We start from the raw sequence: 18743 nt of genomic DNA, 5'->3' as shown, positions 1-18743 counted from the left end.
TCAATTCCGTATGGTGGAAGTTCGTTTCTGCTTAATGGAAGATTGCCGCCGGGTCGCGGGGCTTGTCAAGAGGGGGCTGCCGGAAAATCGACGCCGAGCAGTAGGTTGAGCGGGTGCGATTGAGAGTGGAGTTCACGACCGAGCCCTTCGACCTCGACGAGGCACCCCCGCACGCGCTGGTCGCCCGCGAGGTCGTCGAGGCGGCCGCGCTGGACGCGGTGGACGTCGGCCCGTTCGGCAACACCGCGGAGGGCGGCGCCGATGCCGTGCTCGACGCGGTCGACGCGCTGCTGCGCAAGGCCCTGGCCGCGGGCGCCACGCGGGTCTCGCTGCAGGTGAACGTGGTCGGGGAGGGCGATAAGTGACCGGTACCGGGGACGATCCCTTCGTCGCGGCGGTCAAGCCGCTGGTCGACGCCATGGGCGGCGAGATGCTGGCGCCCGGCCAGGCCGGACCCGACGACGTCGTGCTGTCCTGGGAGGGCGCGGACGTGGTCGCCGTACGCCTGCCGCAGCTCGCCGACTCGCTCGATCACATCCTGGCCGCGCTGGAGCGCAAGCAGGGCAAGCCCCTGGCCGACCTCGACCGCAAGGCCAAGCAGGAGGTCGTACGGGTGCTGGAGGCGCGCGGGGCGTTCTCCGTGCGGCACGGCGTGGAGACCGTGGCGAGCGCGCTCGGGGTGAGCCGCTTCACCGTCTACAACTACCTGAACCGCGAGAAGCAGGTCTGAGGGAAACCCGGAGGGCCCAACGGAGACGAGGGCTCGAAGGAGGCGGGGACCCGAAGGAGACGGGGGCCCGAAGGGGCGTGGGATTCCGCAGCGGGATGGGGCTCGGCCGGCGAGGACGCGCTGGTCCGGGGTCCGCCGGACCCCCCTGCTCCGGCCGGCGGGCCCACCGCGGGACCGCCGCCGTCCGGATCACCCGGACGGCGGTTTTTGTTACCCGGATTTTTCAACAAAGTGTTGACGTGATGTTTTCGAGGGCGTTAGCTGTCCGCAGCCCGTCCAGCACAAGGCCACGGAGGCATCCCGTGACGTCGAGTACGACACCCGGTGGTCTCGCCCGGTTCAACGCCCTGGAGGAGCAGGCGGCCCACGCCGCACTCCTCGAGGTGTGCGCCTCGGCGGCCTGGGTGCGCGGCCTGCTCGCCCGGCGCCCGTACGCCACCCCCGACGCCCTCTTCGCCGCGAGCGACACCGCCATGGCCGAGCTGTCCGCGGCGGACCTGGCGGACGCGATGGCCGGGCACCCGCCGATCGGGCGGCCGAAACCCGGCGACCCGACCTCCTCCCGGGAACAGCGCGGCATGGCAGGCGCCTCCGAGGAACTCAGGGCGGAGATGCTCGAACTGAACCTGGCCTACCAGGAGAAGTTCGGCCATGTCTTCCTCATCTGCGCCACCGGCCGGACCGGCGAGCAGATGCGCGACGCGGTCGAGGAACGCCTCGGCAACACACCCGAGCAGGAGTACGAGATCGTCCGTGTCGAACTGACGGCGATCAACCGCATCCGCCTCGGCCGACTCCTGGAGGAAGAAGAGGCATGAGCACCGACACCACGGCTTCCGTGTCCACGCACATCCTGGACACCAGCGCCGGCCGCCCCGCCGGGGACGTCGCCGTGCGGCTGGCGGCCCGCGACGGCCGCGACGCCGACTGGCGCCCGCTCGGCGGCTCCGCGACCGACGCGGACGGGCGGTGCAAGGACCTGCCGGCGCTGCCGGAGGGGACGACCCACGTACGGCTCGACTTCGAGGTCGAGGCGTACTTCGAGAAGAAGCAAGCCGATGCGCAGCAGGACGCCCCCGCGAACCGGGACAGCGGTACGAGCGGAGTGTTCTTCCCCGAGGTGGCGATCACCTTCGCCGTGACGCCGGGCGAGCACTACCACGTACCGCTGCTGCTCAACCCGTTCGGCTACTCCGTTTACCGAGGGAGCTAGCAGACAGATGACGGACAACTCCCGACCCGCGCGCCCTGTGGTCCTGGGACAGAACCAGTACGGCAAGGCCGAGAACCGGGTCGTCAGGATCACGCGCGACGGCGACACCCATCACATCAAGGACCTCAACGTGTCCGTGGCGCTGAGCGGCGACATGGAAGAGGTCCACTACTCCGGTTCGAACGCCAACGTCCTGCCGACGGACACCACCAAGAACACGGTGTACGCCTTCGCCAAGGAGCACGGCATCGAGTCCGCCGAGCAGTTCGGCATCCACCTCGCCCGGCACTTCGTGACCAGCCAGGAGCCGATCAGGACGGCGCGCATCCGGATCGAGGAGTACGCCTGGGAGCGCATCGCGACCTCGGACGCCAACTCCAGGTTCATCGGCGCCGACGAGGTCAAGCACTCCTTCGTGCGCAAGGGCCAGGAGACCCGGGTCACCCAGATCACCTTCGACGGCACGACCTGGGAGGTCGTCTCCGGACTGAAGGACCTCGTCGTGATGAACTCGACGAACTCCGAGTTCTGGGGCTTCGTCAAGGACAAGTACACGACGCTGCCCGAGGCCCACGACCGCATCCTGGCGACCGAGGTCTCCGGTCGCTGGCGCTTCAACTGGACCGGCGACGAGCAGAAGATGCCCAACTGGGAGAAGTCCTACGACCAGGTCAGGAAGCACATGCTCCAGGCCTTCGCGGAGACGTACTCGCTGTCGCTGCAGCAGACCCTCTACCAGATGGGCGCGCGCATCATCAACAACCGCGGCGAGATCGACGAGGTCCGCTTCTCCCTCCCGAACAAGCATCACTTCCTGGTGGACCTCGAGCCGTTCGGGCTGGAGAACGACAATGAGGTCTACTACGCGGCCGACCGCCCCTACGGGCTGATCGAGGCCACCGTCCTGCGCGACGGCTGCGAGCCGCGCATCCCCGTGGACCTCACCAACCTCTGACCTCCGCCGGTGCCCCCGGCCGGCCGGGGGCACCCCTCTCCATCGGCACCCGTGGCGTCAACGGCCGCGGCACTCAAAGCTCCTGGGGTCCTGCCGTGCCCTCTCCACAGAGCGAAAAGGACGCATCATGGCAGCAGCCCAGCGCATCGTCATCGAGAACTGTTCGATCGCGACCGTCGACGCCGCCGACACCGAGTACGCCACCGGGTACGTCGTCGTCGCCGGCAACCGCATCGAGTCCCTCGGCGCGGGCAGCGCCCCCGAAGGGCTGGAGAACGTGGTCCGCCGCATCGACGGCACCGGTCACCTGGCCACACCCGGCCTGGTCAACACCCACCACCACTTCTACCAGTGGATCACCCGCGGGCTCGCCACCGACCACAACCTCTTCAACTGGCTCGTCGCGCTGTACCCGACCTGGGCGCGCATCGACGAGCAGATGGTGTACGCCGCCGCGCAGGGTTCCCTCGCGATGATGGCCCGCGGCGGTGTCACCACCGCCATGGACCACCACTACGTCTTCCCGAAGGGCTCCGGGGACCTGTCCGGCGCCATCATCCGGGCCGCCCGCGAGACGGGTGTCCGCTTCACCCTGGCCCGCGGCTCCATGGACCGCAGCGAGAAGGACGGCGGCCTGCCGCCGGACTTCGCCGTCGAGACCCTCGAAGGCGCCCTCGCGGCCACCGAGGCGACCGTCGACGAGCACCACGACGCCTCCTTCGGCGCCATGACGCAGATCGCCGTCGCCCCCTGCTCACCGTTCTCCGTCTCCACCGAACTCCTCACGCAGGGCGCGGAACTGGCCCGGCGCAAGGGCGTACGGCTGCACACGCACGGTTCGGAGACCGTCGAGGAGGAGCAGTTCTGCAAGGAACTGTTCGGGATGGGCCCGACCGACTACTTCGAGTCCACCGGCTGGCTCGGCGAGGACGTGTGGATGGCCCACTGCGTCCACATGAACGACTCCGACATCGCCGCCTTCGCCCGGACGAGGACGGGTGTCGCCCACTGCCCTTCCTCCAACGCACGCCTGGCGGCCGGAATCGCGCGCGTCCCCGACATGCTCGCGGCCGGCGTCCCGGTCGGCCTCGGCGTCGACGGCACCGCCTCCAACGAGTCCGGCGAACTCCACACCGAGCTGCGCAACGCCCTCCTCGTCAACCGGCTCGGCGCCCACCGGGAAGCCGCCCTGAACGCCCGGCAGGCGCTGCGTCTCGGCACCTTCGGCGGCGCCCAGGTCCTCGGCAGGGCGGCGGAGATCGGCTCCCTGGAGCCGGGCAAGCTCGCCGACCTCGTGCTGTGGAGGCTGGACACCCTGGCGCACGCCTCGATCGCCGACCCGGTGACCGCGCTGGTCTTCGGCGCGGCGGCCCCGGTCACCCTCTCCCTCGTCAACGGCCTCCCGGTGGTCGAGAACAGCCGGCTGCTGCACGTGGACGAGGACGCCGTCGCCCGCTCCACGCGGGCGGAGGCACAGCGCCTCGCGCGGATCACCGCGCAGGCCTGAGCAGTCCGAAGATCTCCGGCCGAGGGGGACGGCCCTCGGCCGGAAGCCATGGACCCGAGCGGGGTCCATGGCGGCCGTCTCCGGTGGGCGCGCATGGACGTGCGCGCCCACCGGAACGGTCTCCGTCACCCGGACGCCCTGCCTCCCGACGGTCTCCGCCGTCCGGAGGGGCTTCCTCGTGACGGCCATCGTCCCGGTCCCGCACGACCGCGCATCACCTCCCTGACACCCGCGTCAGAGCCGACGCGTAACCGACCGGAGGAGCCGCCGTGGCCGCCCCATCGACGTCCAGCAACGAGGCAATACCGCACAACGAGTCGAAGCACCCGGTCGACGAGAAACTCCCGCCGCTGAGAATGGCCGCCAGCGGCCTGCAGCACGTCGCCGCCATGTACGCGGGAGTCGTCGCCCCACCTCTGATCGTCGGCGCCGCCGGGGGTCTCTCCGGCAGCGAGCTGACCTTCCTCACCGGCGCGTGTCTCTTCACCGCGGGCCTCGCCACCTTCCTCCAGACCCTCGGCTTCTGGAAGATCGGCGCCCGGCTGCCGTTCGTCAACGGGGTCACCTTCGCCGGCGTCGCCCCCATGACCGCGATCGTCGCCTCGACCAAGGACAAGGGCGACGCGCTGCCGGTCATCTTCGGCGCGGTCGTCGTCGCGGGCGTCCTCGGCTTCGTCGCCGCTCCCTTCTTCAGCAAGGCCGTCCGCTTCTTCCCGCCCGTCGTCACCGGGTCCGTCATCACCCTCATCGGCGTCTCCCTGCTGCCGGTCGCCTTCGGCTGGGCGCAGGGCCCCGACCCTGCGGCACACGACTACGGTTCGCCGACCTTCCTGGGCCTCGCCGCCGCGACGCTGGTGATCGTGCTGCTGCTGCGCCGCTTCACCCGCGGCTTCGTCAAGCAGATCGCCGTGCTGCTCGGCCTGGTCGCCGGCACACTCGCCGCGATCCCCCTCGGCATCACGGACTTCGCTCCGGTCGCCGACGCGGACGTGGTGGGCTTCCCGACCCCGTTCCACTTCGGCGCCCCGCAGTTCCAGCTCGCCGCGATCCTCTCGATGTGCGTGGTCATGGTGGTCTCGATGACCGAATCGACCGCGGACATGCTGGCGTTGGGCGAGATCGTCGAGCGGCCGGCCGACGAGCGGACCATCGCGGCCGGCCTGCGGGCCGACACGCTCGGCTCCGCGCTCAGCCCGCTCTTCAACGGCTTCATGTGCAGCGCCTTCGCGCAGAACATCGGCCTCGTCGCGATGACCCGCATCCGCAGCCGGTACGTGGTCGCGACGGGCGGTGGCTTCCTGGTCCTGATGGGCCTGTGCCCGATGGCGGCCTCGCTGATCGCGGTCGTACCGCGTCCGGTGCTCGGCGGCGCGGGCGTGGTCCTGTTCGGTTCGGTCGCCGCCAGCGGCATCCAGACCCTCGTGAGGGCGGGCCTGGACAAGGACAACAACGTCCTGATCGTCGCCGTGTCGCTGGCCGTCGGCATCATCCCGATCACCGCGCCGGACTTCTACCACGCCTTCCCGCAGACGGCGCGGATCATCCTGGACTCGGGGATCTCGACGGGGTGCGTGACCGCCGTGCTCCTCAACCTCGTCTTCAACCACTGGGGCCGGCGGCGGGACGCGGGCGAGGTCACCCACCCCATGGAAGCCGGCGAGGACCTGAAGGCCGTCCCGGTCCACTGACGCCGCGGACGTCACCACGGGGCACGGGGACATCCCGGCGACGCGCGCGGGGCGCGGCACTCATGATGTGCCGCGCCCCGCGCCGTCGTGCCGGGGACCGTCAGCCGATGTGGTAACTGTCCCCGTACACCTTCCAGTCCAGCGGTGTGTTCAGGTTGAGGTTCCGGTTCTTGACGAACACCCGCTGCTCGGTGTCGACCCGGCTGGTGTCGGAGTGCGCCTCCTCCTGCTTCATCGCCCAGACCCGGGCGTCGAGGAAGGCGTTCAGATAGGTCACCTCGTCACCGCCCTGGGCCGGGGGCTTCGCCTTGGCCAGCGCCCGCTTGCGGATGCTGCTGAAGCTGGTGCTGTCCGTGCCGTCGCCGTGCATGACGATGGCGTCGTAGTAGGTGAACTGGCCGAGCACACCGATGCCGTCGGTCTTGCCCTGCTGGACGGCCGGGTTGAAGTAGACCCGGTCGCGCTCGTCGTTCTGGGCCTGCTGGAACGCGGTGTCCTGGGCGGCCTTGCGCCAGTCGGCGGGGAAGCCGGGGTCCAGGCCCTGGTGCGAGTCGCTGCCGTCCACGTCGCGCAGCGCGGGCAGGTACTTGGCGAGGACGTTGCCGGGCTTGCGCTGGGTGTACAGCTCGACGAGGTCGAGCATGTCACCGGTACCCGAACAGAAGCCGATGATCCCGGCCGTGTAGCCGCGGCCGTCGCCGATGTCCTCGATGTACTTGTACTGCGCCTTCCAGTCCAGCGAGGAGTTCTCCGCGCTGGAGACCAGCTTCATGGCGATCTCCTTCTTCGCCGGGTCGTCCAGGCCGACGGCCGCGGCACCGCTCGCGGACTGCGCCGCGAGGACCGGACCCGCCACCAGTGAGGCTCCTATCAGAGCGAGCAGGGTGCGTCGTGAGGTGTGGATGTGGGGGGTGTGCACGGTACCTCCGATGAGGGGAGTGAGGCGTCCACTTACTGTTAGGAAGGTTTCCTACCAGAGATTGAACGTGGCGGATACCCGTCAGGAGGAGATGAGTTGGCGATGCCTCTCGGCCAACAAGCCCTAAAGGCAGGAACTTTGGGCAAAGGCTCTTCGGGCATTCAGCGGAAGGGCACAAGGGGGAGCGGGTGTCACGGGCGGGGGCGGCCATCCGTCGAGGGTGTGGAGGAGGCGCGTCCCGGACGCAGGGCGGTGGCCGCCAGGAGCAGGGCCGCCGCCGCGAACGCCGTGGCCACCGTGAACGCCAGCCGGTAGCCGTCCGCCGTCGCCGTGACGAACGGCTCGCCTGCGCCGGTCAGGCGCTCCGTGCGGCTCGCCGCCAGCGTGGTGAGGACCGCGAGGCCCAGTGAACCCCCCACCACCTGCGTGGTGTTGAACAGCCCGGAGGCCAGTCCCGCGTCCTCCTCGCGGACGCCCGCCATCGCGAGTCCCGTCACCGCGGGCATCGCGGCAGCGAACCCGGCGGCGAGCAGCAGCATCGCGGGCAGCACGTCGGCGGCGTACGTGCCCTGGACCGGGGCCCGGCTGAGCAGGGCCATGCCCGTCGTGACCAGGGAGAGCCCGAGAAGCAGGACGCGGTACGGGCCGAAGCGGGCGATCGTCCGCGCGGACAGGCCCAGCATCAGCGCCCCGATCGCGATCGGAGCCGGCAGGAACGCGGTCCCGGTCAGCAACGCGTCGTATCCCAGCACACGTTGGAGGTAGAGGGCGCCGACGTACTGGAAGCCGTACATGCCCGCGATCATCAGGACCTGGACCGCGTTCGCGCCCGACAGCAGACGGGAGCGGAACAGCCGCAGGCGCAGCAGTGGACGTGCGGCCCGGGTCAGGCGCACGAGGAACCCGGCGTGGAGCGCGACGGCGAGCCCGGCCAGGGCGAGTGTGCCGCCCGGACTCCGGTCACCGGCGCCGACGATCGTGTACACCGTCAGCATCAGCGCGGCCGTGACCAGTGCCGCCCCGGGCCAGTCGGCGCCCCTGCCCAGCCCGGCTCCCTTCTCCGGCGCGAGGATCCGCACCGCCGCCGCCCAGGCGGCCACCCCGATCGGCAGGTTGACCAGGAAGATCCAGTGCCAGCCGGCCGCCTGCGTCAGCGCCCCGCCGAGAAACGTCCCGAGCGCCCCTCCCGCGGCGCCGACCGCGCTGAACACCGCGATGGCACGGGCCTGTGCGCGCGGTTCGGGGAAGAGCGCGACCAGCATGCCGAGGACCACCGCCGAGGTCATCGCCCCGCCGACACCCTGCAGGGCTCGGGCCGCGACCAGCGTGCCCGGACCGGTGGCGACCCCGCACAGCACGGAGGCCGCCGTGAACACGGCGAGCCCGGTGGTGAACATCCGCCTGCGGCCCACCAGATCGCCCAGCCGCCCCGCCAGCAGCAACAGGCCGCCGAACGGGATCAGATACGCGTTCACCACCCAGGCGAGCCCGGGCCCCGAGAACCCCAGGTCGCTCTGGATCGCGGGCATCGCGACCGTGACGACGTTCCCGTCCAGGATCGTCATCAGGGTGCCGGCGCACAGGACGATCAGCGAAGCCCGGCGGGAGTACGTCCGTGGGGCCTGTGCCGGTGCCTGTGTCGCCGCGTGGGGCGGTGCGTGTGCCGGTGTCGGGGACGGGTTCCGGGACGGCATGGCGACGACCTCCGTGTGTTCCGTGGATTCCGCGGGTTCCGCGAGCCCCATGGGTGCGGGACACTCCATAGGTGCACGACTTGTAACGGGGTACATCGTGAGTGACCATGAGGTCCGGCATAAGGAGGTACTCGGATGTCCCGGGGGAACACCGCTGTTACCGCGCAGGTCGTGCACGCGGAGGCGTGCCCGGTCCGGGAAGTTCTTGACAGGGTCGCCGGCAAATGGAGCGTGCAGATCCTCGTGGCCGCCGCGCACGGTCCGATCCGCTTCACCGAGCTGGAGCGCAGCATCGACGGCATCAGCCGCCGCATGCTCACCCTGACACTGCGCAATCTGGAGCGCGACGGACTCGTCACACGTACCGTCCACCCGACGGTTCCGCCCAAGGTCGAGTACGAACTGACGCCGGTGGCCCGTGAGTTGCACGTGACCCTGCTGTCCCTGACGGACTGGGCCGAGCGGCACCGCGTCACGATCGCCGAGTCCCGCGCGGCCTACGACGCCCAGCACCGGCCGGAGCTGCTGGACGCGTAGACCGCGGCGCGGCTCAGCTCAGAGGCCGAAGACCCCCGGATCGGTCGCCAGCGCACGGAAGTACTCGCGCGGGTCGGCGACGAGCCTGCGCTCCCTGAGGTCCAACAGCCCGCCGACCGCGACGAACTCGGCGGACACCGTGCCGTCCCTCCGCCGTATCTGCTGCTCCACCCGGTAGGTCTTGCCCACGCCCCAGGTGAAGGCGCATGTCACCTCGGTCTCGTCACCGGCGCGCAGCTCCCGCAGGTACCGGATGGTCGTCTCCAGGACCACCGGTCCGACCCCCTTCGCGATCAGGGCCGCCTGGTCGATCCCGGCCTTGTCGAGTAAGCACCAGCGGGCGTGTTCGGCGTACTGCAGATAGACGCTCTGATTCAGATGGCCCAGGACGTCGGTCTCGTACCCGCGGACGGTCACCGGGACGGAGAACGGTTCAGCCATGGCGTTCCCTTCTTCGATCGTACGTACGACGGTCGGGACGGACGTCACCCTACTGAGCGACCGGCGGGCTCAGACGCGCCGGGGAGACGCCAGCACGTAGCGCACACCCGTACGCGGCTCCGTGTACTCGCCGGTCTGCCAGCCCGCCTTCTCCAGCGTGGCCGCACAGGCCCGCAGCGCCTCGGGATCGGGCTCGCGGACGGCGACGGCCTCCGGCTGCGGTGTCGCCCGCACCCGGTATCCGCCGTCCCCGGCGTCCGCACCCGCCGGGTGGTGCCCCGCGGCCTCCAGGGCGAGCGCGGCGGCCTGCACCAGATGCGTACGCTCCCACCCGCACGGCCGGTCCACGGCGCCGTCCGGATGGGTCATCCGACGCAGCTCCAGGAGCCCCTCCCAGGCGCTGCGCACCTCACGCGGACGGGAGGGCCCGCCCATCGCGGCGTCCTCGCCGCCGATCCGCGCGGCGAACACCCCCGTGTCGACGGCCGGGGGAGCGGGGGTCCCCGGGACGGCTTCGGGGGTTTCCGGGAGCGTCTCAGGGGTCTCCCGCACGCGATGCCCGGCGGGCGTCAGGAAGTGGTCGTGCGGCGGACGCGGGTGCCGGAAGGCGAGACCGCGCTTCACCAGCGCGGCGAGCTGGCCCTCCGTGCCCTTCAGCCGGCCGGTCACGGGCTCGGCGGCGTCGATCACCCGCCGCTGCGCGGCAGTCGGCGGTCGTGTCATGGCGCACCCCTTCCCCTGGGCCCGGCCGGCGGTGACCCACTCGAAGACTACGAGGCGGGTCTGACATTCCAGCCGGCCACCACATGCCGGCGGTGCTCGGTGCTCAGCCGGCTCACGGTCCCGGTGGCGAGCTGGAACAGGGCGGCGGCCTCGATGGGCAGCCCCAGCCGCCGCACCGTCAGCACCCGCAGGAAGTGCCCGTGGGAGAAGACGGCGACATCGCCCTCCGCCTCGGCGAGAGCCGCGTCGATCTTGGCCAGCATCCGTTCCGCGCGCGCCTCGACCTGCTCGGGGCTCTCCCCCGGATGCTCCGGCGGTCCGGGCGGGACACCGTCGTCGAAGAGGAACCAGTCGGGCCGGGCCCGGTGGATCTCCACCGTCGTGACCCCTTCGTACCCGCCGTAGTCCCACTCGCAGAGGTCCGCGTCGACCCGCGCCCCCTCGACCCCGGCCAGCCGCGCCGTCTCCCGCGCCCGCTGCATCGGGCTGACGAACGCCGTGGAGAGGTGGTGCGAGGCGATCATCGGGGCCAGTCGCCGCGCCTGCTCGCGGCCGTTCTCGGTCAGGGGGATGTCGGTCGATCCGGTGTGCCGCCCGGACAAGGACCACTCGGTCTCGCCGTGCCGCACGAGAAGGAGGTCGCCCATGCTTGTGGTTCCTCTGCTCGCCGAAGGTTCACGCGGGCCGAACGGTCCGACGCGGCGGGGCTGCGCCCGGCGGGCCGGGATCACGGCTCGGTCACAGGCTACGAGCCCCGCTCCCCGACTCCGCGGACGCGCGGGGGTGGGGCGTGGCCGTCAGGAGGGGGAGGAGCCCGCCGCGAAGGTGACGAAGGCGGTCCAGTGGTCCGGGGTGAAGTCGAGGCGGGGGCCTTGGGTGTTCTTCGAGTCGCGTATGTGCACAGCGCCGGGCGTGGTCGCGACCTCGACGCAGGCCGGACCGTCGTCGGTGCTGTGGCTGCTCTTGAACCATTCGAGGTCGGAACTGCTTATGGTCATGTCTCCCTCAGCGCTTTCTCGATGAAGGTCAGAGACTCCCCGGGCGCGAGAGCCTGGGCTCGGATGATCCCATAGCGGAGTTCCAGGATCTGGATCTCCTTGGGGTCCGAGATCAGCCGGCTGATGAGCTGAACCTCGTTGTGGCCCACGGTGGCGCCTTCCTTGAGTCGCAGTAGATGGAAGGGGCCGCCGAGACCGGCGTTGTCCTCACGATCCAGTGGCATCACCTGGATCTCCACGTTCCGCAGTTGCCCTGCTTCCAACAGTCGTTCGAGTTGTCGGCGCAGTACCAGTCTGCCTCCGATCGGCCGGAGCAGGGTCGCCTCATCCTGGACGAAGCTGAACGACGGGAGGGTGCGCTCCCGATCGATGATCGTCTGGCGGGCCAGGCGGGCGGCCACACGATGCTCCAACTCCTCCTCGGAGAAGGCGGGACGCCGTGAGCCGAACACGGTGCGCATGTACTCCTCGGTCTGCAACAGCCCGTTGACGACCGAGTTGTCATAGGCGCAGATCTCTACCGACTCACCCTCCAGCTTCGCCAGATCCCGTACCTTCTTCGGGTACCGGGCCTCCTCCACGTCCTTCGCCAGCCCGGCGATCATTCCGGCCGCCCCGAGCGCCTGATCCGCCGCTTCGAGGAACTGCCTTCTCGGTGCCCGTCGTCCGCGCTCGACGGACGACACCTGCTCCTCGCTGTACCCGATCGCGGTGCCCAGCTCGGACTGCTTGAGCGCCGCCCGTTCGCGCCACATCTTGATGACCTTGCCGACCGTGCGCAGCACGGCCGCCGAGTCGTCGTCGTTGCCGTCGGCCGGCCGCGGCTCGTTGGCCGTGACGTCCATGTCCCCCCACCTCCACGCGGCGCGGGCCGGACAGCGCCGGACCGCGACCGGACAGTGACTCCGCGTACCGCCGATGTCGCTGTTCAGCGTAGTGACGCTCGACCACGCTGAGTGACATGAACGTGGATATTGCCGCCCCCGCCCGCGACTTCACCCTCCAGCTGTCGGCCACCCGCAGGGGCGCCCGGCTGGCCCGCCTCCTCGCGTCCGACCAACTGCACAGATGGGGCTGGCCCTACGGCTGCGAGGGGAACCGCACCGCCGCGCTGCTGGTGGCGGAACTGGCGTCGAACGCGGCGCTGCACGGCCGGGAGAGGGGACGGGACTTCCGGCTCGCCCTCACCGCCCGCGCCGACGCGACGCTCCGTATCGAGGTGACGGACCCCCGCCCGGACCGCCGTCCACCCGAGCCGGGTTCCCTCCGGCAGGCCCCGCCCGAGGCCGAGTCGGGCCGGGGGCTCCTTCTGGTCGAGGCGCTGGCGACGCACTGGGGGACGACGGGTGGTGACCCGTACACCAAGACGGTGTGGTGCGAGGTCGGTCTGGGGTGAACGCGGGCGTCGGGCGGCCGCCGCTACTGCCGGTACCCGCTCAGGAACCGGCCGATCCGGCTGATCGCCGCGTCCAGGTCGTCGGCGTACGGAAGGGTGAGGATGCGGAAGTGGTCGGGCCGGGGCCAGTTGAAGCCGGTGCCCTGGACGACCTGGATCTTCTCGCGGAGCAGCAGGTCCAGGACGAACCGCTCGTCGTCGTGGATCCGGTGCACCTCGGGGTCGATGCGCGGGAAGGCGTACAGCGCGCCCTTCGGCTTGACGCAGGAGACGCCCGGGATCTCGTTGAGCTTCTCCCAGGCCCGGTCGCGCTGTTCACGCAGCCGGCCGCCCGGCGCCGTCAGTTCGTGGATGGACTGACGGCCGCCGAGCGCGGCCTGGATGGCGTACTGGGCGGGCGCGTTGGCGCACAGCCGCATGGAGGCGAGCATCGTCAGCCCCTCCAGGTAGTTGCGGGCGTGCTGCTTGGGGCCCGTCACCACCAGCCAGCCCGAGCGGAAGCCCGCCACCCGGTACGTCTTCGACAGACCGCAGAAGGTCAGGACCACGAGGTCGGGGGCGAGCGCGGCGGCCGAGTGGTGGACCGCGTCGTCGTAGAGGATCTGGTCGTAGATCTCGTCCGCGAAGACCATCAGCCCGTGTCGGCGGGCGAGGTCGAGGATGCCCTCGATGATCTCCTTGGGATAGACGGCGCCGGTGGGGTTGTTCGGGTTGATGATGACGACGGCGCGTGTCCGGTCGGTGATCTTCGACGCCATGTCGGCCAGGTCCGGGTACCAGTCCGACTGTTCGTCGCAGAGGTAGTGCACCGCCTTGCCGCCCGCGAGCGTGGTGACGGCCGTCCAGAGCGGGAAGTCCGGTGCGGGGATGAGGACTTCGTCGCCGTCCTCCACCAGGGCCTGGACGGCCATCGAGACGAGTTCGGAGACGCCGTTGCCGAGGAAGACGTCGTCGACGCCCACCTCCAGACCGCGGTCCTGGTAGCGCTGGGCGACGGCCCGGCGGGCGGAGAGGACACCGCGCGAATCGGTGTACCCGTGTGCCTGGGGCAGCATCCGGATCATGTCCTGGAGGATCTCCTCCGGTGCCTCGAAACCGAAGAGCGCGGGGTTGCCGGTGTTGAGGCGCAGCACGCTGTGGCCGGCCGCCTCCAGTGCGTCGGCGTGCTCGATCACCGGGCCGCGGATCTCGTAACAGACCTCGCTGAGTTTGCTGGACTGCCGGAACTCCATGCGCTGCGCCCTCCGGTTCGTGGTGTTGCTTGGTTTTACCAAGTAGGTGCTTGGAAAGTCCAACAACGTGTCTAGACTGCGTCGCATGTCACCTCGCCGAAGCTACGACCAGTACTGTTCCGCGGCCCGCGCGCTCGACGCCGTCGGTGACCGCTGGACCCTCCTGATCGTCCGCGAGCTGCTCGGCGGCCCGCGCCGCTACACCGACCTGCACGCGGATCTGCCCGGCGTGAGCACGGACGTCCTCGCCTCCCGGCTCCGGGACATGGAGCGCGACGGTCTGACCACCCGGCGCAGACTGCCGCCGCCCGGCGCCGCGTACGTCTACGAACTCACCGACCGGGGGCGCGAGTTGCTGCCCGTTCTGCAGGCGCTCGGTGAATGGGGCGCGCCCGCCCTCGGTGAGCGCGGGGCCACCGACGCCGTACGGGCGCACTGGTTCGCGCTGCCGCTGCTGCGGGGTCTGGCGGAGGAGGGCGAGGGACTGGTCGAAGTCCGGCTGGACGAGGGCGAGTTCCATGTACGGCTCGGCGTCCAGGACGGTCCGGTGTACGGGGACGGGCCCGCCCCGCAGGAGCCGGACGTCCGGCTGTCGCTGGACACCGCGACCTGTACGGCGGTGAGCCGCGGGACCTCGACCGTGCTGGAGGCGGTGCGTGCGGGCCGTATCGGGGTCACGGGGGAGGGCACCCTCGCCAAGGTGCTGCGCGGGGAGTGACACCGGTGCGCCGTCGGCGTGTCCGGTGGCCGGCGCGTACTCCCTAGCGGTGGTGCGCCGACCGCGCCAGACACTTCCAGCGCGTTCGAAAACATTGCGGGCGCCGGGGCGGCGACCACAGGGTGGCAACCCCGGGTGGCCCGACCGTCGTGACGACGACGGAGGGCCGCACGAGCGCGGGGGCGTCCCGCACGCCACCCGCCGGACCGGGGCCCGGACGGGGGACGGGCCGGGCGGGGACGGGGCCCGCCGTGCCGTGGGGGGAGCACGGCGGACCCTCGCCGCCGTAGGGGCGTCCACGCCGAACGTGCGGACGTCCACGCCCCGTACGGGGCTAGACGCCCGGGGGCACCCGGGAGGGCCGTCCCGTCCCGCGGGTCAGCGCGTAGCCGCCGATGCCCGCGAGCGCCGCGAGGATGCCGCCGATCGCGGTCCACACCCAGCGGTCGGACCACCAGCCGGAGGTCCAGCCGTCGTCGGGCTCGATCGACGACAGCGCGGTCTTCGACGAACCGGAGGCCGGGTCGGACTCCTTGGCGCTCGTCGCGATCCCCGGCACCAGCGGCTTGCCCAGCGAACCGTCCACCGCCGCCGCACCGCCGATGTCCTTGGAGTCGACCTTCACCTCCGCGCCGACCGGCAGGCCCAGTTCGGACGCCGGCAGCCCGGTGGCCGTCAGCCGGATGTAGTACGTGCCTGGCAGCGGGTCGTCGGCCCAGGTCTCCGACCAGGCACGCACGGTGCGCAGGGTGCAGGACAGCTCCACACGGGCCGCGTCCTGCGCCGCCGTCCGCGTCTGCGCCCCGTACTGGCACGCCTGACGCCGCCGCAGCCCGTCGTACACGTCGACCTGCCAGGTCTCCGCGGCCCCGCGCGTGGAGGCCTCCGGCAGCTTCACCGTCGCCTTCACGGTGGGCCGTTGACCGGCGTCCGCGGGGAAGGACCAGTACAGGTAGTCACCCGCGGACCCGCTGGCGGTGGCCTGAGAGCCCTGCTCGATCTCGGTCGCCGTACGGAACGACGTACCGGCCCGGGTGGGCGCGCTGTCGTCACCCGAGGGGCTCGGCGAGGGGGAGGAGTCGGCGACGGCGGGCGCCGCCGCGACCCCGAGCAGCAGCAGAGCCGTACTCAACACATGTCCGAAACGCATCAGTTGGTCCTCCAGACCGCGATCCGCAGGCGCGAGATCCAGCCCCACAGCACACCCGCGAGGAAGCCGATGACCACGAGGGCGCCGAGCAGCCACCAGCCGCGCCCGAGGCCGAAGGAGGCCACGTCGCTCGCCTGGTCCGGGCCGTCGACGACGTCGACCGTCAGCTCCAGCGGCATGCCGGGCGTGGTCTTCACACCGCTCGCCGCCGAGAAGGAGTTGGACACCTGGAGGCACACGGTCTCGGCCGGGGCGGCCTCGTCGTCGCTCTCCGCCTTCGGATAGCGCAGACCGGTCGAGATGACGTCGGTACGGCCGTTGCCGGCCGCCTCGCCCCGCACGATCTCCCGTCCGTGCACCGTGACGGCGCGCAGCAGCACCCCGTAGTCGGGGTTGACCGTGCGGTCGGCCGCCACGCTCACCGAGGCGCGCAGCTCCTTGCCCGGCTCGACGTCCACCCGGTACCAGCGGTGCTGCGCGAACTCCTCACGGTCGGTGTAGAGCCCGGACTTCAGCGCCGGGGCCTTGGCGCAGGCGTCGGCGCCCTCGACGGCGACCGGCGTCGCCACCGGGTCGGCCGCCCGGTCCACCAACTGACCCACCCGGTCGGTGAGTTCTTCCTTGTGCTGGACCGAGGTGTAGGTGCCCCCGGTCGCGTCCGCGATGCAGCTGAGCTGGTCGCGGGTCTTGGCGTCGGGCACCAGCCCGAGGGTGTCGATGGTGAGACCGACCCCCTTGGCGGCGATCTCCCGGGCCACCTCGCAGGGGTCGAGCGGCTGGCAGGTGTCCTCGCCGTCGCTGATGAGCACGATGCGCCGGGTGCCGTCGCCGCCGTCGAGGTCGTCGGCGGCCTTGAGCAGCGCGGGGCCGATCGGTGTCCAGCCGGTGGGCGTCAGGGTCGCGACGGCGGTCTTCGCCTCCGTGCGGTCCAGCGTTCCCACCGGGTACAACTGGGCGGTGTCCTTGCAGCCCGTCTTGCGGTCGTTCCCGCGGTAGTTGGCGCCGAGGGTGCGTATGCCGAGCTGGACCTCCTCGGGTGTCGCGTCGAGCACCTCGTTGAACGCCTGCTTCGCGGCGGACATCCGTGATCCGCCGTCGATGTCGCGCGCCCGCATCGAACCGCTGACGTCCAGCACGAGTTCGACCTTGGGGGCGGCCTGCGCCGCCGTTTCGTCGGCGACCGCTCCGGCCGGGAAGGCGATCCCGGCCGTCAGGGCGGCGAGCAGGGCGCAGACTCCTGCCGCCAGCCGTTGTCTTGTGATCATCGCCGGATCCTATTGATCAAAGGTGCCGGGCTTCAAAACGATCTTCAGGAGGGGTGGTCGGTGAGTGGGTTGGGAAGCTGTGCCCAGATGTCCCCGGGAGTCTCCGGGGAGAGCCTCATCAGGGTCAACGCCTTGGTCGGCAGCGGCTCGTCGAGCAGCGCCGCGAGGTCCGGGGTGCGGGGCAGGTCGTCCACCACACTCCCCAGGTCTTCGCGCAGCACGGCCGAGGAGCCCGCCGTCGCGCCCAGCGCGCCTGCGACCAGGGAACCGAACAGCTTCCGGCGCAGGGTGGTCTCGTCGTCCGTGACGATCCGTCCGGACATCGCGGGGGCCGCGATGCCGTGCCGGGCCAGCCGTACCGGGCTGACGCGGATGTCCGCCAGGTCACGGTAGACGAGCCGCAGCGGCTCACCGGCGGCGGACAGCACGACGAGGAGGTTCTGTCCGTGTGCCTCCAGGGCCACCCCCAGGTCGAGCAGCCGCAGTCCGACGGTGAGCGCGAGACGGGTGAACCGTGCCGTCCAGCCCGGGGACCGGGGGAGCCCGGTGGCCGCGAGAGCGGCCACCGGGACGACGCGCTCGCCCGGGTGGGCGTACAGGTCGGGGGACTCGCGCAGCACCGCCGCCAGAGCGGGGGAGTGCGCGGAGACGGCACCCAGGGTGCGGGTCACGTGCAGCAGACCGTCCGTGCGCGCCGCGATCTCCTCCGCGAACGCCGAGACCGTCTGCGACGTCTCGATCGAGTAGACCGAGATGTCCCGGACGGAGGACGTCAGCCGGGCGCTCAGGGCCGTCTTGACGTGCGGGCCGTCCGGCAGCGCCAGGGTCCGCAGCGACATCAACGGATGCGCGGGGAAACCCTCCTGGTCACGCCGGTCGAGGACGTGCGCCGCCTGCCAGGGGTGCACCGGGATCAGCACACGGTCCTCGTCCCGCAGCCACTTGGGCCACTCGCCGCGCACCAGGCAGTCGTCCACGGCGACCAGCCCCAGCTCCACGACCGGCCGGTGCTCCGGCCCGTACGCGAGTTGCTCGGCCGCCGAGAACCCGGGACGGGAGCGGCAGTTGGGATGGTAGGGATGCCCGTCGACCACCCGCTGCTCCCACTCCCAGCTCGCCGCCGGTTCGCCCCCGGCCGGGGCGGACCGCGCCCGGGACAGGGCCAACGAAGCGGCGCTGTGAGCGAGTTCGGCCGCGAAGGCGGGGGCGTGCGGGACCGCCAGGTCCGTCATCAGCCGGTCCGGACGGTCGTACGACCGGTCGTCGAGCCGCAGCTCGGTGACGTACGCGGTGGTGGCGTACGGGTCCGCGTGCGGGCCGTGCAGCCGCCGCCCGTCGGTGAGGTGCAGCGTGAGACCCTCGCACCCCCGCTCGCGGCGCGCGATCCACGGCATCGGCTCATGGGCCAGCGCCCGCCACAGCCGGGTCAGCACGGCGGCGCGGGCGCCCGGGAGGCCCGCCGCGTACGGCGCCGACAGGTCCGGGCGCACGGTCCTCAGGTCGTCGGCGAGCGCGGCTTCGGCCTCGGGCCTGGGGAGACGGTGCACGATCGGGCTCCTTGGATACGGGGACTGCGT

At 71.2% G+C, this 18743-nt stretch carries 21 protein-coding genes; 10 read left to right on the top strand and 11 right to left on the bottom strand.

Going from position 1 to position 18743, the window contains the following annotated elements:
- Positions 1-113 precede the first annotated feature (113 nt).
- The 7 genes from OG199_RS11355 (at position 114) to OG199_RS11325 (ending at position 6093) form a co-directional block, all read left to right on the top strand.
- A complete protein-coding gene (locus OG199_RS11355; RefSeq protein ID WP_266702829.1) occupies positions 114-365 on the top strand; it encodes a hypothetical protein in 252 nt (83 codons plus the stop codon).
- Positions 362-730 (top strand): helix-turn-helix domain-containing protein, encoded by a 369-nt coding sequence (locus OG199_RS11350; RefSeq protein WP_266702831.1) that lies wholly within the window; start codon positions 362-364, stop codon positions 728-730. The genes OG199_RS11355 and OG199_RS11350 overlap by 4 nt, the downstream gene beginning before the upstream one ends.
- Positions 731-1032: 302 nt before the next feature.
- Positions 1033-1548: a 2-oxo-4-hydroxy-4-carboxy-5-ureidoimidazoline decarboxylase gene (uraD, locus tag OG199_RS11345; protein ID WP_405829323.1), complete on the top strand. Its 516-nt coding sequence runs from the start codon at positions 1033-1035 to the stop codon at positions 1546-1548.
- Entirely contained in the window at positions 1545-1943 is a 399-nt protein-coding gene (gene uraH / locus OG199_RS11340; RefSeq protein WP_266702837.1) for a hydroxyisourate hydrolase, read from the top strand. Before uraD ends, uraH begins: the two co-directional genes overlap by 4 nt.
- A 7-nt stretch (positions 1944-1950) precedes the next feature.
- Entirely contained in the window at positions 1951-2898 is a 948-nt protein-coding gene (pucL, locus tag OG199_RS11335) for a factor-independent urate hydroxylase (protein ID WP_356797554.1), read from the top strand.
- 127 nt (positions 2899-3025) lie between these two features.
- Positions 3026-4405 (top strand): 8-oxoguanine deaminase, encoded by a 1380-nt coding sequence (locus OG199_RS11330; protein WP_356797552.1) that lies wholly within the window; start codon positions 3026-3028, stop codon positions 4403-4405.
- A 356-nt stretch (positions 4406-4761) separates the two neighbouring features.
- Positions 4762-6093 (top strand): nucleobase:cation symporter-2 family protein, encoded by a 1332-nt coding sequence (locus tag OG199_RS11325; protein WP_401801650.1) that lies wholly within the window; start codon positions 4762-4764, stop codon positions 6091-6093.
- Between the two features lie 100 nt (positions 6094-6193).
- Here the strand turns inward: OG199_RS11325 and OG199_RS11320 are convergent, their stop codons facing one another.
- Positions 6194-7012, bottom strand: coding sequence for a chitosanase (locus tag OG199_RS11320; protein WP_356797550.1), 819 nt, complete (start codon positions 7010-7012; stop codon positions 6194-6196).
- A 191-nt stretch (positions 7013-7203) separates the two neighbouring features.
- Positions 7204-8757 carry an MFS transporter gene (locus OG199_RS11315; RefSeq protein ID WP_405829321.1) on the bottom strand — a complete coding sequence of 518 codons (1554 nt, stop codon included), beginning with the start codon at positions 8755-8757 and terminating at the stop codon, positions 7204-7206.
- Between the two features lie 84 nt (positions 8758-8841).
- On the opposite strand from OG199_RS11315, the gene OG199_RS11310 reads away from it, so the two are divergent.
- Positions 8842-9243 (top strand): helix-turn-helix domain-containing protein, encoded by a 402-nt coding sequence (locus tag OG199_RS11310; RefSeq protein ID WP_351723642.1) that lies wholly within the window; start codon positions 8842-8844, stop codon positions 9241-9243.
- 18 nt (positions 9244-9261) lie between these two features.
- Here the strand turns inward: OG199_RS11310 and OG199_RS11305 are convergent, their stop codons facing one another.
- The 5 genes from OG199_RS11305 to OG199_RS11285 form a co-directional block, all read right to left on the bottom strand.
- A complete protein-coding gene (locus tag OG199_RS11305) occupies positions 9262-9684 on the bottom strand; it encodes an acyl-CoA thioesterase (protein ID WP_401801018.1) in 423 nt (140 codons plus the stop codon).
- Positions 9685-9753: 69 nt separating this feature from the next.
- Positions 9754-10407, bottom strand: coding sequence for a hypothetical protein (locus OG199_RS11300; protein WP_356797544.1), 654 nt, complete (start codon positions 10405-10407; stop codon positions 9754-9756).
- Positions 10408-10454: 47 nt separating this feature from the next.
- Positions 10455-11054 (bottom strand): histidine phosphatase family protein, encoded by a 600-nt coding sequence (locus OG199_RS11295; protein ID WP_356797542.1) that lies wholly within the window; start codon positions 11052-11054, stop codon positions 10455-10457.
- Between the two features lie 150 nt (positions 11055-11204).
- Positions 11205-11405 (bottom strand): DUF397 domain-containing protein, encoded by a 201-nt coding sequence (locus OG199_RS11290; RefSeq protein ID WP_405829318.1) that lies wholly within the window; start codon positions 11403-11405, stop codon positions 11205-11207.
- The gene (locus OG199_RS11285) at positions 11402-12250 is read right to left on the bottom strand and encodes a helix-turn-helix domain-containing protein (protein ID WP_405829316.1); all 849 of its coding nucleotides are present in this window, start codon (positions 12248-12250) and stop codon (positions 11402-11404) included. Before OG199_RS11285 ends, OG199_RS11290 begins: the two co-directional genes overlap by 4 nt.
- A gap of 116 nt (positions 12251-12366) precedes the next feature.
- Between OG199_RS11285 and OG199_RS11280 the strand changes: the two genes are divergently transcribed.
- On the top strand, positions 12367-12801 hold the full coding sequence (locus tag OG199_RS11280) for an ATP-binding protein (protein WP_405829314.1): 435 nt from the start codon (positions 12367-12369) through the stop codon (positions 12799-12801).
- A gap of 23 nt (positions 12802-12824) precedes the next feature.
- Here OG199_RS11280 and OG199_RS11275 read toward each other — a convergent pair whose 3' ends face one another.
- Positions 12825-14033 (bottom strand): pyridoxal phosphate-dependent aminotransferase, encoded by a 1209-nt coding sequence (locus OG199_RS11275; RefSeq protein ID WP_405829312.1) that lies wholly within the window; start codon positions 14031-14033, stop codon positions 12825-12827.
- Positions 14034-14118: 85 nt separating this feature from the next.
- Here OG199_RS11275 and OG199_RS11270 point away from each other — a divergent pair, with 85 nt between their 5' ends.
- A complete protein-coding gene (locus tag OG199_RS11270; protein WP_356797534.1) occupies positions 14119-14751 on the top strand; it encodes a helix-turn-helix domain-containing protein in 633 nt (210 codons plus the stop codon).
- 334 nt (positions 14752-15085) lie between these two features.
- Here the strand turns inward: OG199_RS11270 and OG199_RS11265 are convergent, their stop codons facing one another.
- The 3 genes from OG199_RS11265 to OG199_RS11255 are packed head-to-tail and all read right to left on the bottom strand — an operon-like array spanning position 15086 to position 18713.
- Positions 15086-15901, bottom strand: coding sequence for a hypothetical protein (locus OG199_RS11265; protein WP_405829310.1), 816 nt, complete (start codon positions 15899-15901; stop codon positions 15086-15088).
- Entirely contained in the window at positions 15901-17166 is a 1266-nt protein-coding gene (locus tag OG199_RS11260) for a VWA domain-containing protein (protein WP_356797530.1), read from the bottom strand. The genes OG199_RS11265 and OG199_RS11260 overlap by 1 nt, the downstream gene beginning before the upstream one ends.
- A gap of 44 nt (positions 17167-17210) precedes the next feature.
- Positions 17211-18713, bottom strand: a complete 1503-nt coding sequence (locus OG199_RS11255) for an IucA/IucC family protein (protein ID WP_405829308.1) — start codon at positions 18711-18713, stop codon at positions 17211-17213.
- Between the last annotated feature and the right edge of the window lie 30 nt (positions 18714-18743).

The sequence above is a fragment of the Streptomyces sp. NBC_01176 genome (assembly GCF_045039825.1).
In the GTDB taxonomy this organism is placed as follows: domain Bacteria; phylum Actinomycetota; class Actinomycetes; order Streptomycetales; family Streptomycetaceae; genus Streptomyces.
The sequence above is the reverse complement of the archived record's forward strand: the minus strand, read 5'-3'. Positions and strand labels throughout refer to the sequence as shown.

Bases quoted from the DNA above. Each gene is read 5' to 3' on its own strand.
- uraH (WP_266702837.1), top strand. From the start codon at position 1,545: ATGAGCACCGACACCACGGCTTCCGTGTCCACGCACATCCTGGACACC.
- pucL (WP_356797554.1), top strand. From the start codon at position 1,951: ATGACGGACAACTCCCGACCCGCGCGCCCTGTGGTCCTGGGACAGAAC.
- OG199_RS11330 (WP_356797552.1), top strand. From the start codon at position 3,026: ATGGCAGCAGCCCAGCGCATCGTCATCGAGAACTGTTCGATCGCGACC.
- OG199_RS11325 (WP_401801650.1), top strand. From the start codon at position 4,762: ATGGCCGCCAGCGGCCTGCAGCACGTCGCCGCCATGTACGCGGGAGTC.
- OG199_RS11315 (WP_405829321.1), bottom strand. From the start codon at position 8,757: ATGGGGCTCGCGGAACCCGCGGAATCCACGGAACACACGGAGGTCGTC.
- OG199_RS11310 (WP_351723642.1), top strand. From the start codon at position 8,842: ATGTCCCGGGGGAACACCGCTGTTACCGCGCAGGTCGTGCACGCGGAG.
- OG199_RS11305 (WP_401801018.1), bottom strand. From the start codon at position 9,684: ATGGCTGAACCGTTCTCCGTCCCGGTGACCGTCCGCGGGTACGAGACC.
- OG199_RS11300 (WP_356797544.1), bottom strand. From the start codon at position 10,407: ATGACACGACCGCCGACTGCCGCGCAGCGGCGGGTGATCGACGCCGCC.
- OG199_RS11295 (WP_356797542.1), bottom strand. From the start codon at position 11,054: ATGGGCGACCTCCTTCTCGTGCGGCACGGCGAGACCGAGTGGTCCTTG.
- OG199_RS11290 (WP_405829318.1), bottom strand. From the start codon at position 11,405: ATGACCATAAGCAGTTCCGACCTCGAATGGTTCAAGAGCAGCCACAGC.
- OG199_RS11285 (WP_405829316.1), bottom strand. From the start codon at position 12,250: ATGGACGTCACGGCCAACGAGCCGCGGCCGGCCGACGGCAACGACGAC.
- OG199_RS11280 (WP_405829314.1), top strand. From the start codon at position 12,367: ATGAACGTGGATATTGCCGCCCCCGCCCGCGACTTCACCCTCCAGCTG.
- OG199_RS11275 (WP_405829312.1), bottom strand. From the start codon at position 14,033: ATGGAGTTCCGGCAGTCCAGCAAACTCAGCGAGGTCTGTTACGAGATC.
- OG199_RS11270 (WP_356797534.1), top strand. From the start codon at position 14,119: ATGTCACCTCGCCGAAGCTACGACCAGTACTGTTCCGCGGCCCGCGCG.
- OG199_RS11265 (WP_405829310.1), bottom strand. From the start codon at position 15,901: ATGCGTTTCGGACATGTGTTGAGTACGGCTCTGCTGCTGCTCGGGGTC.
- OG199_RS11260 (WP_356797530.1), bottom strand. From the start codon at position 17,166: ATGATCACAAGACAACGGCTGGCGGCAGGAGTCTGCGCCCTGCTCGCC.